Here is a 12,893-nt window from a genome sequence, read left to right on the forward strand (position 1 = left end):
GCTCCGGGCTATGCTGCCGGGATGCCTCTCGCCACGGATGACCGGCCGGACCCGGATAGCTTGGCCCAGGCCTCGCTGCGCGAGGCCCGCGCCCGGCTGAAGATCTTCCTCGGCGCGGCGCCCGGCGTCGGCAAGACCTACGAGATGCTGGTGCAGGCGCGGCGCCGGCAGGCCGAGGGCGTCGATGTCGTCGCAGGCTATATCGAAACGCACGGGCGCGCGGAGACCGCCGCCCAGATCGGCACGCTGCCCCTGCTGCCCCGCCGCCACATGCCGTATCGCGGCCAGTCGCTCGAGGAGTTCGACCTCGACGCGGCGCTGGCCCGGCAGCCGGCGCTGCTGCTGGTCGACGAACTGGCGCACCGCAACGCCCCGGGCAGCCGGCACGCCAGGCGCTGGGAGGATGTCGCCGAACTGCTCGCCGCCGGCATCCCGGTCTGGACCACGCTCAACATCCAGCATCTCGAGAGCCTGAACGACAGCGTCGCCCGCATCACCGGCGTGCGGGTGAGCGAGACGCTGCCCGACCACGTGCTGGAACTCGCCGACGAGATCGAGCTGGTGGATCTCTCCCCGGGCGATCTGCGCGCCCGCCTCGCCGGCGGCCAGGTCTATCGCCCGGACATGGCCAAGCGCGCGCTGGACGGCTTCTTCCGCGAGGGCAACCTGCAGGCGCTGCGCGAGATCGCGCTGCGCCGCGCCGCCCAGCATGTCGATGCCGGCCTGCTCGACTACATGCGCCTGAACGCCATCGCCGGGCCCTGGCCGGCCGGCGAGCGCATCCTGGCACTCGTCGGCCCGAACGGCGGCAAGGCGGTGGTGCGGCACGCCAAGCGCCTCGCCGACGCGCTGCGGGCCCCCTGGATCGCGTTGCATGTCGAGGGTGCGGGCGCCTCCGGCGAGGAACAGCAGGCGCTGGTGCTGGCGGCCGAACTCGGCGCCGAGATCGAGAGCCGGGGCGGCGAGGGGGTGGCCCGCGCGGCGCTCGAGGTCAGCCGGTCACGCAATGTCAGCCAGATCGTCACCGGCCGCTCGCCGGCGCCGAGGGCAGCGCTGGCGCGGCTGCTGCGGCGCGACCTCGCCACCGCGCTGCTGCGGCTGGCGCCCGACTACACGCTGCACGTGGTGCCGACCGCGCCGGGCCGTCCCCGGCGTCTGGCGGCACGCAAGCTCGGCTGGCTGCCCTGGGCAGTCTCGACCGGGCTGGTCGGCATGGTGATCGGCCTCGGCGAGCTGTTCAGCATGTGGCTGGAGCATGAGGCGCTCGGCATGCTGTTCCTGGCCGCCGTGGTGGCGGCGGCCAGCCTATACGGCTTGCGGATCGCGCTGTTCACCGCGGCGATCTCGTTCCTGTCCTGGAATTTCCTGTTCATCCCGCCTCTGTACAAGCTCACCATCAACGAGCCGCGCGATGCGATCGCCATCGTGGTGTTTGCCGGCGTCGCCTCCACCACCGGCATCCTGGCCAGCCGGCTGCGTGCCGCAGCCCACGCTGCCCAGAGCCGGATCGAGGGCCTGCGCCGGATCGGGGCGTTCAGCCGTGCCTTCGGCATGGCGCGTACCGAGGCGGACCTGCGCGAGGAGATCGTGCGCCAGGGGGCGCTCATCGCGGGGGCCGCGATCTTCCTGTCGGCCGGCGACGCGAGATCGTCCGTGCTCTCGGGGACGGCCGCAGAGGCGCAGGACCTGCTCAACATACGCAGCGCCTATCCGCCGGCGGACACCATGGACGAGGGCAGCTGGGCGGCGGCGCATCGTGCGTTCAGCCGCGGTGAGCCGACCGGGCGCGGCACCGCCACGCTGCCGTTCGCGGCCTGGCGGTTCCTGCCGCTGCGCATTTCCCGCCAGGAGCACGACAAGGGCGAGACGCACGTGCTGGGCCTGCTCGGCGTGCAGCCCGCGGCACCGCTCGATGCGCCGACCTTGCAGACGCTGGAGACGCTCGCCGGCCAGGCGGCGGTGGCCCTCGAACGGGTGATCCTGACCGGCAGCATGGCGCGCGAGGCGGCGCGTGACGAGACCCAGAAGCTGCTGACGACGCTGCTGAATTCGCTGTCGCACGACTTGCGCACGCCGCTGACCGGCATACGCGGCAGCGCCGAGACGCTGCGCTCGGCCTGGGACCGGCTCAGCGTTGCGGTCCGCGCCGACCTGCTGGCGTCGATCGAGGAGGATACCGGGCGCATGACCCGCTTCCTTGCCAACATCACCGAGATCACCAGGCTCGAAAGCGGCGCGGTCGCCCCGCGCATGGCGCGGGTGCAGCCGGTCGATCTGGTCTCGGCGGCCCTGGCACGGCTGCCGCATGACGACCGCGTCACGGTCGCGGCAGCGGACCGGCTGCCGATGGTGCTGGCCGATCCGCTGCTGCTCGAGCAGGTGGTGTTCAACGTGCTCGACAACGCGCTCAGATACGCGCCCGGCTCGCCGGTCCAGGTCGGCATCTCGCTGCGTGGCGCGGATGTCGTGCTGCAGGTGGACGATGACGGGCCGGGGATTGCGAGCGTCGACCTGCCGCATGTCTTCGAGAGCTTCTACCGCTCGAACGCGGCCGGCGACCGGGTGACGGGAGGCGTCGGCACCGGGCTCGGGCTCGCCATCGCCCGCGGCCTGATCGAGGTGATGGGTGGCCGCATCGAGGCCGTCAGTCCACGGCCCGGGGCGCGTCCCGGCCATCCCGGCACCCGCATGGCGTTGACCCTGCCGATGACCCGGTGAGCATGAGCTTGCAAGCATGACCGCGGACGGCAGCCTGCTGGTGCTGGTCATCGACGACGAGACGCAGATCCACCGCTTCCTGCGGCCGGCGCTGGAGGCCGCGGGCTATGCGGTCGCCACCGCCGCCACCGCGGCCGAGGGGCTCCGGCTCGCGGTGCAACGGCCGCCGGACATGGTGCTGCTCGATCTCGGGCTGCCCGACATGGACGGCAAGGAGGCGCTGGTGCGCCTGCGCGGCTTCTCCTCGGTGCCGGTGATCGTGCTGTCGGCGCGCGACCGGGAGGCCGAGAAGATCGCGGCCCTCGACGGCGGCGCCGACGACTACGTGGAGAAGCCGTTCTCGCTGGGCGAGCTGCTCGCACGCACGCGTACCGCGCTGCGACGCCGTGACCGCGATGCCCCGGCGGCGCCGGCGGACGGGCTGCTGGAGGTTGGACCGCTATCGCTCGACATCCCGGCGCACCGCCTGCTGGTGGCGGGCGAGACGGTCACGCTGAGCCCGCGCGAGTTCCAGTTGCTGGCATTGCTGATGCGCCATGCCGGCCGGCTGGTCACCCACCGCCAGCTGCTGACCACCGTATGGGGGCCGGCGCATGCCGACGACGTGCAGTATCTGCGCGTCTATATCGGGCACCTGCGGCAGAAGCTGGGGGTCGGCATCGCCCCGATGATCACCACGGAACCCGGCATCGGCTACCGGCTGGTGGCCGAGCCGGGCTGATCACGCGGGCCTTGGAGCCTGTTTGCAAACCCCTGCTACTGGCGATCCCCTCCTTTCAAGGTTGGGCGCCTTTCCTCCGCTCCGTTGCTCACGGCCCCACTGTTCAAGCACGGGCGGCCGCTCCGCTCCGGTGCTCAGAAAGCCGCGCCGGCCGCGGTCCTCCAATGCTTGGGAGTGGGGACCGCTCTCATCCAGCATCAGGCGTTTTCAAACAGGCCCTCAGCCGTCCTGGAACTCGGGATAGTCGGCGCCGAGCGTGGTCTTTTCCCAGCTGTCGAGCTCCGCCTTCAGCGTCTCGAGCTTGCCGCGCGCCAGGCCCAGTGCCGGCTTGCCGAGGACCAGATGCAGGGGCGGGTGCGGGGCCTCGTATGCCGCGATGATCGCCTCGGCGGCACGCACCGGGTCGCCCGGCTGGTTGCCGCTGCGGGCCTCTGTCTGGCGGCGACGCTCGCCGGCGGTCTGCTCGTAATCGCCGATACGGGTCGCCGACTGCCTGATCGAGCGGCCGGCCCAGTCGGTGCGGAACGCGCCCGGCTCGACGATGGTCACCTTGATGCCGAGCGGCGCCACTTCAAGCGCCAGCGATTCCGACAGGCCTTCAACCGCATACTTGGTCGCGTGGTAGAAGCCGGTGGCGGCGAAGCTGACCAGGCCGCCGATCGAGGAGATGTTGACGATGTGGCCGCGATGGCGGGCGCGCATGCCGGGCAGCACCGCCTGCGTCGCCGCGATCAGGCCGAACACGTTGGTCTCGAACATGGCACGTATCTCGGCGTCCTCGCCTTCCTCGATCGCGGCCAGGTAGCCGTAGCCGGCATTGTTGACCAGCACGTCGACGGCGCCGAAGCGGGCTTCGGCCTGCTGCACGACGCTCCGGACCTGGTTCGGCTGGTCGACATCCAGCGCCAGGGCCAGGCCACGATCCTCGTTTCCCTGGACCAGGCCGGTCACCTTGGAGGCGTCGCGCGCGGTCACCACCGCCCGCCAGCCCCGCGCCAGCACCAGTTTTGCCAGTTCGCGCCCGAAGCCGGTGGAGCATCCGGTGATCAGCCAGACCGGATTGTCGTTCTGGGCCATCTGGGCCTCCTGCGCTTGATGTCGGCGCCTCAACGCTAGGTCGAAGTCCGGAGTTCGGCCGCGCTGCTCTCCTGCACTCTGACGGGGGCTGAAAAAGCAAGCGCAAGGGCTCTGCCCTTGACCCGCTGGGGCCGGGGGCCCCAGACCCCGGTTCTTAACGTCTAGAGCAAGATCGGCTCAAGTTGAGCCGGTAAACTTGCTCTACCAGATTGATCTAGAGACTGCTTCACGTCTCAGGCTGGTTCAGCCTGAGACGATCAGGCTCTAGGATTTCAGGGGCTCGCCTTTGATGGGCTTGAGCCGCGAGGCGGATCGAGGGGGTGAAGCCCCTGGCTCACCTCGTGATGGCGCATCTTCGTATTTTGAGACTGGACGAAAGTTCATCTTGGCGGGGGCGCAGACCAGCGCATCGCCGATATTGCCCCGCAGCCGGGTTTAACTTTTCTTGAACCGTCGCGTTAGCAGTAGAGCACCGTCGGAAACTGTTCTACCGACGCGGCGATGGCGTGTTGTGCGCGAATCGGGACCACGGACTGGGTGCTAGGGACTGGGTGCTAGGGACTGGGGGACGGGTGCGGGGGAAGTGCTGCAGATGACAACGATCAGTGTCATCATCACGAACTACAACTACGCGTCCTACGTCATCGATGCGGTCGAGAGCGCGCTCTCGCAGACACGGGCGCCGGCCGAGGTCATCGTGATCGATGATGGCTCGACCGACGGGTCGGTCGAGCGGCTGCGGGCGCGCTACGCCGGTGATGCGCGTGTCACCCTGCATCTCGGTTCGAACCACGGCCAGCTCGCCGCCTTCCGGCAGGGCCTGGTGCTCGCCACCGGCCAGGTGGTCGCTTTCCTCGATGCCGACGATTTCTGGCAAGCCGGCTATCTCGAGCAGATCAGCCATGTGTACGACACGCAGGCCGATGTCGATTTCATCTTCAGCGATCTCGCCTTGTTCGGCAACGAGCAGGGCCGCGAGGCCTATTCCGACCGCGCCGTCGATGTCGGCTATACCGCGCTCAGCACCTGGATGACGGGCTGGTGGTACGGCGAGGCGACCAGTGCCCTCTCGATGCGCCGGGACTGGGCGGACCGGGCACTCGATCTGCCGGCCGGCTTCCTGCAGACCTGGAAGCTCTCCGCCGATGCGTGCCTGGTGTTCGGCAGCAGCCTGCAGGGTGCGCACAAATACTACCTGCCGACCGGCATGGTGAACTACCGGGTGCACGGGACCAACGGCTGGTGGCATTCCAAGGAACGCGAGCAGCGATTCCTGCGCCGCTTCCGCGCCCGCAGCCTGATCAACTACTACGCGCGCGAGATGGCGATGGACGCCGCCACGGAGGACCTGATCAAGCTCGAATTCCTGAGCAAGCCGGAGCCGTCGCACGAGGAAGCCAGGCGCTACGCGCTGATGGCGCTGCGCAGCGCCGTCTGGTGGCCGCGCCGGCTGTGGCGCTGCTACACCATCCTGCGCAGGGGCGCCTGGTGGGAGCGCGGCTCGAAAAGCTCGGCACCCGTCTCGCGCAAGCAGGGCGACGTGCGCATCGCATCCGGCAAGGTGGCAACCGTCGAGACCTGATCCGATGGATCATGCTCTAACTGGGCTCGTCGTCCTCGTCGAGGAAGAACTGGTCGGCTTCCTCGTCATAGTCGAAGAGCTCGGCATAGCGGCCCCAGCCGATGATCGTCTGCAGCGTCTCCCTGGCATAGTCCGGCGACATGTGATCCTCGAGCTCGTCGCGGAAGCGCTCGGCGCGGGCGCGGTGGTTCCAGCGATCGTCGAGCACGGCGCGGATGTCGGCCACGAGGGGAATATTGATCCGCAGCGTGTCGCGCAGGATCAGCTTGCGCTGGTCCAGATCGGCCTGCACGAAGGCGGTGCCGGCCTCGGTCAGCCTTATGTCGCCTTCCTCGAGTTCGGCGAAGCGCAGCAGCTGCATGGTCTCGCCCAGCGGCAGCAGCTCGTCGAGCTCGAGCTGCAGCGAGGTCGCCAGCAGCGGCAGGTCGGCACGGCCGCGATAGGGTTCGGCCATTACCGTCTCCATCAGGCCGGCCATCAGGTTGGTCGGCAGCATCGGCAGCGCCTGGAACTTCTTGGCGATCTGAGCGGCGGCGCTGTCGGGTGCGAGATCGGGTGTGGTCGGCTCCGGCGCCCGCTTGGTCATCAGCCCGTAGATGCGGTCCACGAACTGCCGGAAGGCGAAATCGTGCCGGTTGCGCGGATGCGCGAACGGCACCTTCAGCTCGTGCTGCACCCGGCCCGGGTTGGAGGAGAACACCAGGATGCGGTCGCACATCAGCACCGCCTCCTCGATGTTGTGGGTCACGATCAGCAATGACTTCACCGGCAGCCTGTGCTCCGACCACAGCTCGATCAGGTCGGTGCGCAGGTTCTCCGCGGTCAACACGTCCAGCGCCGAGAACGGCTCGTCCATCAGCAGCAGGTCGGGATGCACGACCAGCCCGCGGGCGAGCCCCACCCGCTGGCGCATGCCGCCGGACAGTTCCTTGGGATAGGCGTTCTCGTAGCCGCCGAGGCCGATCAGGTCGATGGCTTCCTCGGCGAGCTTCTCGCGCTCGGCACGGCCGACGCCCTTCGCCTCCAGGCCGAGCTCCACGTTCGCCTGCACGGTCAGCCACGGGAACAGCGCGAACGACTGGAACACCATGGCGACACCCGGCGCCGGCCCGCGCAGCGGCTTGCCACGCCAGTTCACCTCGCCCGCGGTCGGCACCAGCAGGCCGGACACGATACGCAGCAGCGTCGACTTGCCAGACCCGGAGCGGCCGAGCAGGCCGACGATCTCGCCCGAATGCAGGGTCAGCTCGACGCCGTCCAGCACCACGAGATCGGCGTTGCTGTCCTTGTGGTAGGCCTGCCGGCAGTTACGGATACGGACCAGTTCTTCCGGACTGCTCCCCACCGCGCGTGCCTGGGCGTCCTGCAGGTTGTCCATGCGGCGATCCTCCGGCAATGCGGTCTGAGGCGTTACGAAGCGGGCCGGCGTCAGGCGAACGTGAGGCGGCGCTGAGCGAAGGAGTAGAGCGGGCGCCACAGGATGCGGTTGAAGGCGATCACGAAGCCCGCCATCATCGCAATGCCGAGCGCCACCTGCGCGGTGGCCCCTGCCGCGGTCGCCTTGGCGATGTAGCTGCCCAGACCTTGCGCGGTCAGGGTGGTGCTGCCCCAGGAGGCGACCTCCGAGAGGATCGAGGCATTCCAGGCGCCCCCGGAGGCGGTCAGGCCGCCGGTCACGTAGTACGGGAAGATGCCCGGCAGGATCACCCGCACCCACCAGCGCCAGCCGCCGAGGCGGAAGGTGTCCGCCACTTCCAGCAGGTCGGCCGGGAAGGCAGCAGCGCCGGCAATGACGTTGAACAGGATGTACCACTGGGTGCCGAGGATCATCAGCGGCGTCAGCCAGATATTCACGTTCAGCGAGTAGTGCACGATCACGATGACGAAGATCGGAAAGAACAGGTTCGCCGGGAATGCCGCGAGGAACTGCGCCACCGGCTGCGCCCGGCGTGCCCAGGCCGGTCGCAGTCCCAGCCAGACCCCCACCGGCACCCACACCATCGAGGCGAGCGCGATCATCACCACCACCCGGACCATGGTGTAGCAGCCCAGCAGCGCCACGTGGCCGACCTCGTGCAGCGAGAGGCTGGCGGCGGCATAAACGACCACCTGCCACAGCGCCACGCCCACGAGTGCGACAAGGATCGTGATCCAGAGCCCGTCCAGCACGCGGCGCGGGATCACCGGCTGGCGCGGCGCGTCCGGCCGCCGGCCGATCTGCAGGCCGCCGATGCGTGTCAGGAAGTTGCCGAAGATGCGGCTGGTCTGGTTGAGCAGGTGGGTGCGGCGCAGCAGCGCCAGCATCCAGGGGTCCTCCGCGACCGCGCCCGGAGTCGTCTCGAAGCGGAACCGCGCCGACCAGGCCACCAGCGGGCGGAACAGCAGCTGGTCGTAGAGCAGGATGACCACCAGCATGGTGATGATCGCGTACACCACCGCCAGGATGTCCCGGTGCGCGACCGCGACGCCGACATAGGAGCCGACGCCCGGCAGCACGACATTGGTGCGTCCGACGGACACGGTCTCAGCGGCCACCACCATGAACCAGCCGCCCGACATCGACATCATCGTGTTCCAGACCAGGCCCGGCATGGCGAACGGCACCTCGAGGCGCCAGAACTTCTGCCACGAGGACAGGCCGAACGAGCGCGTGACCTCCTCGAGGTCGCTCGGCACAGTCTTCAGCGACTGGTACATGCTGAACGCCATGTTCCAGGCCTGGCTCGTGAAGATCACGAAGATCGCGGCCAGTTCCGCGCCGAGCACGCGGCCAGGGAACAGGTTCATGAAGAAGGTGACGGTGAAGGTCAGGAACCCCAGGATCGGGATCGACTGCAGGATGTCCAGGATCGGCACCAGGATGGCGCCGGCGCGGCGCGACTTCGCCGCCCAGACCGGATAGGTGAAGGTGAACAGCAGCGAGAACATCAGGGCCGCGAACATGCGCAGCGTGGTGCGCAGGGCGTAGCCGGGCAGCCAGCTCGGATCGAGATGAATGGTGGCCGCATTGGGTGCCGTAAGCGGACCCAGCGTATGGCGTGCGACGCTGCCGACCGCGACCGCCGCGCCCAGCATGCACACGATGGCGGCAATATCGAACAGGTTCGGCGCAGTCCGGGCAGCAATATTGACGGGGAGGCGATCTCTCAGCACCGATGCACCCCGTCCTCTAAGCTAACGCAATGACTATGCTCACAAATGTGCAACATTCCGCGGGAGGCCCGCGGGCGTTGCTGCTTTAGCCCAGGGGCCGCCCCTGAGCCAGCCTGTTCCTGCGGGCCAGCCTGTTCCTGCGGGCCAGCCTGTTCCTGCGCGAACGCCGGCGGTGCGGCGTCAGATGCGCCCGGTGCTGCCGAAGCCGCCCGCGGCGCGCGCGGTCTCGTCGAGCGTGTCGGTCTCCTGCCAGACCGCGCGCAGCACCGGGGCGAGCACCGCCTGGGCGATGCGCATGCCGCGCTCGACGACGAACGGCTCGCTGCCGGCATTGAGCACGATCACGCCGATCTCGCCGCGATAATCCTCGTCGATGGTGCCGGGGCTGTTCGCCAGCACGATGCCGTGGCGCAGCGCGAGGCCCGAGCGCGGCCGTATCTGCAGCTCGTGGCCCGGCGGCAGGGCGACGGCGAGCCCGGTCGGGATCAGCGCCCTACCGCCCGGCGCGATCGTGACTGCGCCCGCCACGGCGGCGAGCAGGTCCATCCCGGCAGCGCCGGATGTCGCATAGGCGGGCAGCTTGAGGCCTTCGCCGTGCGGCAGGCGCCGGACCAGGATGTCGCGCGCGGGTGCGGTCATGGGTGCGGCTCCAGTGTCGGGCTTTGGGGCAAGGCGGAGGCGATGCGTTGCGCCAGTCGCTGCGCCACCGCCAGCTTCGGCAGGCGCGGCCAGTGCTCGACCCCATCATCGGTGATCAGGTGGATCTCGTTCTCGTCGCCACCCATGATGCCGGAGGCCGCCGAGACGTCGTTGGCAAGCATCCAGTCGCAGCCCTTGCGCTGCCGCTTGGCACGCGCCTCGGCCACCACCTCCTGGGTCTCGGCGGCGAACCCAACTACCAGATGCGGCCGCAGCGGGCCCGGGCGCGACAGCAGCGCCAGGATGTCCGGGTTGGCGAGCAGGCCGAGGCTGGGCGCCGCGCCGCCGGGTCGCTTCTTGAGCTTGGACGGCGAGACGGTCTCGACGCGCCAGTCGCCGACGGCCGCCGCCAGCACCGCGACATCGGCGGGCAGGGCGGCCCGGCAGGCGGCGAGCATCTCGTCGGCCGTCCTCACCGTGACCCGGTGCAAGGCGCGCGGGACCAAGAGCGCTACTGGTCCGCTGACCAGCGTGACGCGGGCGCCGAGCGCCGCCAGGGCCGACGCGATCGCATAGCCCTGCTTGCCGCTCGACTGGTTGGCGATGTAGCGCACCGGATCGATCGGCTCGTGCGTCGGCCCCGCGGTGATCAGCGCATGACGGCCGGCGAGCGGCAGGTGCGTGCCGGGCGGGGCCAGCAGGGCGGCGATGGCGGCCAGGATCGCCGGCGGCTCGGCGAGCCGGCCAAGGCCGTATTCGTTGCAGGCCATGACGCCCTCCTCGGGGCCGACCATGTGGATGCCGCGCGCGCGCAGGAGTGCGATGTTCGCGCGGGTCGCGGCATGCTCCCACATGCGGACGTTCATGGCCGGCGCCACCAGCACCGGCGTGTCGGTGGCGAGCAGGATCGTGCTGGCGAGGTCGTGCGAGAGGCCCGCCGCCATCGTCGCGAGGATGTTGGCCGAGGCCGGGCAGACCACGATCAGGTCGGCGGAGCGGGACAGCGCGATGTGCCCCATCTCGCTCTCCTCGGTCAGTGAGAACAGCGCGCCGTGCACCGCCTCGCCGGTCAGCGCCTGGAGGCTGAGCGGGGTGACGAACTGCGCACCGCCCGCGGTCAGTACGCAGGAGACGGCGCAGCCCTGCCCGGTCAGCAGCCGGATCAGCTCCAGCGCCTTGTAGGCGGCGATGCCGCCGCTGACGACCAGCAGGACGCGCCGGCCGGCCAGGTCGTGGCCCGCAACGGTGGCCATGCTCAGAGGCGCCAGCCGGAATGGATCGCGGCGATGCCGCCGGACAGGTTGCGAACGCCTACCCGCGCGAAGCCCGCGCCGCGCAGCATGCCGGCGAGGCGGTCCTGGTCGGGGAAGGTGCGTATGCTCTCGGCGAGGTACTGGTAGCTCGCCGCATCGCCCGCGATCATGCGGCCGAGCCTCGGCAGCACCCGGAACGACCAGGCATCGTAGAGCGGCGTCAGCGCCGCCACCTGGACGCGGGAGAATTCCAGGCACAGGAAGCGGCCGCCGGGACGCAGCACCCGGCGCGCCTCGGCCAGCACGGCGTCCTTGTCGGTGCAGTTGCGCAGGCCGAAGGCGATCGAGACGCGCTCCACGCTGCGGTCCGGCAGCGGCAGGCGCTCGGCGTCGGCCACGACGAAGCCGAGATCCGCGGCAAGTCCGGCCGATAGCGAGCGTTCGCGTCCGACGCCGAGCATGCTCTCGTTGATGTCGGACAGGATCGCAGGGCCGCCGCCGCCGCGCAGCCAGCCGAAGCTGATGTCACCGGTGCCACCGGCGAGATCGAGCAGGGAGAGCTGCGGGCGCGGTCCGAGGGCGGCCACGAAGATGCGTTTCCAGGCGCGGTGGATGCCGAGCGACATGAGGTCGTTCATCAGGTCGTATTGCGGCGCCACGCGGTCGAACACCGCGCGCACCATCGGCTTCTTGGCCTCGCGCGGGATGCTCCGGTAGCCGAAGTCGGCACTGGTCCCTGGATCGGCGGATCGGCGGTCGATGTTGTCGCTCATGCAACGCAGGTATAGCGTGTCCGCCCTGCATGCCGGAACTGCCTGAAGTCGAGACCGTGATGCGCGGCATGCGCGTGCATCTTGAGGGTCACACCATCGTGCGCGCCGAGATGCGCCGCGCGGACCTGCGCTGGGCGATGCCGCCGGACCTGGCCGAACGGCTGCGCGGGGCGCGCGTCGCGGGCTTCGCGCGACGCGGCAAGTACATCCTGATGCGGCTCGCCGGCGGCGTCACCATGCTGCTGCATCTGGGCATGTCGGGGCGCGTCACCCTGACCCGGCTCGATCCAGCACTTGCCGGGCCGGCGGTGCCGGTGACGGTTACCCCGCACGAGCACCTGGTGATCGAGAGCGAGCAGGGTTGCCGGTTCGGCCTGGTCGACCCGCGGCGGTTCGGGTTCGTCGACCTGATGCCGACCGCGGACGAGGCGGCGCACCGGCTGCTCGCGGATCTCGGGCCGGAACCGCTGGAGGCGGCCTTCGATGCCGGGATGCTGGCGGCCGCCCTGCACGGGCGGCGGACGCCGCTGAAGGCGGCCCTGCTCGACCAGCGCGTCGTGGCCGGCCTCGGCAACATCTATGTCTGCGAGGCGCTGTTCCGGGCGCGGCTGTCGCCGGAGTGCCAGAGCGGCACCGTGCGGATGCCTGGGGTCCGCCGCCTGGTGGCGGCGATCAGGGCGGTGCTGACGGAGGCGATCGCCGCCGGCGGATCGAGCCTGCGCGACTATGTCCAGCCGGACGGCGCGCTGGGTTATTTCCAGCATGCCTGGAAGGTCTACGGCCGCGCGGGCGAGGCGTGCCCAGGCTGTCCCGGGGCGCCCCGCTGCGCCGGCATCAGCCGCATCGTGCAGTCCGGACGCAGCAGCTTCTTCTGCGCGCGCCTGCAGCGTTGAGCCGGAGCCGTCTTGACTTTGCGACAACGCGTGCTCTAGAACCCGCTCCCTCGTCGGGTGTCAGCCGCAGCAGGCGGCGGTGCC

General features: G+C 69.9%; 9 protein-coding genes and 1 pseudogene. 4 read left to right on the forward strand and 6 right to left on the reverse strand.

What is annotated here, in order from left to right:
- Nucleotides 1-21 precede the first annotated feature (21 nt).
- On the forward strand, nucleotides 22-2,718 hold the full coding sequence (locus ACQY4O_RS03675; RefSeq protein ID WP_428374879.1) for an ATP-binding protein: 2,697 nt from the start codon (nucleotides 22-24) through the stop codon (nucleotides 2,716-2,718).
- A gap of 16 nt (nucleotides 2,719-2,734) precedes the next feature.
- Nucleotides 2,735-3,439 carry a response regulator gene (locus tag ACQY4O_RS03680; protein ID WP_428374880.1) on the forward strand — a complete coding sequence of 235 codons (705 nt, stop codon included), beginning with the start codon at nucleotides 2,735-2,737 and terminating at the stop codon, nucleotides 3,437-3,439.
- A 219-nt stretch (nucleotides 3,440-3,658) separates the two neighbouring features.
- Here the strand turns inward: ACQY4O_RS03680 and ACQY4O_RS03685 are convergent, their stop codons facing one another.
- The gene (locus ACQY4O_RS03685; RefSeq protein WP_428374881.1) at nucleotides 3,659-4,516 is read right to left on the reverse strand and encodes an oxidoreductase; all 858 of its coding nucleotides are present in this window, start codon (nucleotides 4,514-4,516) and stop codon (nucleotides 3,659-3,661) included.
- Between the two features lie 592 nt (nucleotides 4,517-5,108).
- Here ACQY4O_RS03685 and ACQY4O_RS03690 point away from each other — a divergent pair.
- Nucleotides 5,109-5,441: pseudogene (locus tag ACQY4O_RS03690) on the forward strand (glycosyltransferase family 2 protein); the annotation flags it as partial.
- Nucleotides 5,442-6,114: 673 nt separating this feature from the next.
- On the opposite strand, the gene ACQY4O_RS03695 reads toward ACQY4O_RS03690, so the two are convergent.
- From ACQY4O_RS03695 to ACQY4O_RS03715, 5 genes are all read right to left on the reverse strand, one after another.
- A complete protein-coding gene (locus ACQY4O_RS03695) occupies nucleotides 6,115-7,476 on the reverse strand; it encodes an AAA-associated domain-containing protein (RefSeq protein ID WP_428374882.1) in 1,362 nt (453 codons plus the stop codon).
- Between the two features lie 50 nt (nucleotides 7,477-7,526).
- The gene (locus ACQY4O_RS03700) at nucleotides 7,527-9,251 is read right to left on the reverse strand and encodes an ABC transporter permease (RefSeq protein ID WP_428374883.1); all 1,725 of its coding nucleotides are present in this window, start codon (nucleotides 9,249-9,251) and stop codon (nucleotides 7,527-7,529) included.
- A gap of 180 nt (nucleotides 9,252-9,431) precedes the next feature.
- Entirely contained in the window at nucleotides 9,432-9,890 is a 459-nt protein-coding gene (gene dut / locus ACQY4O_RS03705; protein ID WP_428374884.1) for a dUTP diphosphatase, read from the reverse strand.
- Nucleotides 9,887-11,143 carry a bifunctional phosphopantothenoylcysteine decarboxylase/phosphopantothenate--cysteine ligase CoaBC gene (gene coaBC, locus ACQY4O_RS03710; protein WP_428374885.1) on the reverse strand — a complete coding sequence of 419 codons (1,257 nt, stop codon included), beginning with the start codon at nucleotides 11,141-11,143 and terminating at the stop codon, nucleotides 9,887-9,889. Before coaBC ends, dut begins: the two co-directional genes overlap by 4 nt.
- A 2-nt stretch (nucleotides 11,144-11,145) precedes the next feature.
- Nucleotides 11,146-11,916, reverse strand: a complete 771-nt coding sequence (locus ACQY4O_RS03715; RefSeq protein ID WP_428374886.1) for a class I SAM-dependent methyltransferase — start codon at nucleotides 11,914-11,916, stop codon at nucleotides 11,146-11,148.
- A gap of 29 nt (nucleotides 11,917-11,945) precedes the next feature.
- On the opposite strand from ACQY4O_RS03715, the gene mutM reads away from it, so the two are divergent.
- Nucleotides 11,946-12,809 carry a bifunctional DNA-formamidopyrimidine glycosylase/DNA-(apurinic or apyrimidinic site) lyase gene (gene mutM / locus ACQY4O_RS03720; RefSeq protein ID WP_428374887.1) on the forward strand — a complete coding sequence of 288 codons (864 nt, stop codon included), beginning with the start codon at nucleotides 11,946-11,948 and terminating at the stop codon, nucleotides 12,807-12,809.
- Nucleotides 12,810-12,893 lie beyond the last annotated feature (84 nt).

Source organism: Lichenicoccus sp., assembly GCF_965277665.1.
Taxonomy (GTDB): Bacteria; Pseudomonadota; Alphaproteobacteria; order Acetobacterales; family Acetobacteraceae; genus Lichenicoccus.